General features: G+C 42.5%; 1 protein-coding gene. It reads right to left on the bottom strand.

The features are described 5' to 3' along the window. Positions 1–2 precede the first annotated feature (2 nt). A partial coding sequence (locus ACWHAR_RS30355) for a GntR family transcriptional regulator (protein ID WP_452088842.1) occupies positions 3–569 on the bottom strand: 567 nt, incomplete at its 5' end.

Raw genomic sequence — 569 nt, 5'->3', positions numbered from 1 at the left:
CCCTATAATAAAAAACTATTAGCCTGTACCACAAACTGCGACTGCTCATAATTATACGAAATCTTCGAGTAATCAAACGGCTGCCCATTTGTTAGGTGAAAAATACTTTCTATATACAGCTTCGGCAGTCCAGCCTCTAATCCCAAATATTCCGCTTCCTCCTCATTAAGCTGGTCCACGTGCAGAAACAAATCAGAAAAACCAATCTTCAACCCCAGTCCTTCCCGGATGTAATGGAAGATGGAGTGGGAGACGATTTCGTTGTTTAAAAACGTCACGATGGATTTATTGTAATAGGATTCTTCATAGCAAAGGGTCTGGCCGTTGATGTAGCGGACCCTTTTGACATAGTAGATGTCTTCGTTTATTTCGATGTTCAGGTTTTCCGCCGCTTCCGGTGTTGGCTTTCTCACGTCCAGTTCGATAACTTTTGAGGTGACGTTGAAATCCTCGAGGTCTTTTTTAAATCCCTGATTCGACAGAAGGCTGATATAGCCTTTTCGTTTATGTTTTCTGACGAAAATGCCGCTTCCTCTGACCTGAAAGATCGCGCCTTTTTGCTCTAATAG

This window comes from Bacillus sp. LR--39 (assembly GCF_053613335.1).
Note: the sequence above shows the minus strand (reverse complement) of the source record. Positions and strands in the feature narration are given on the sequence as shown.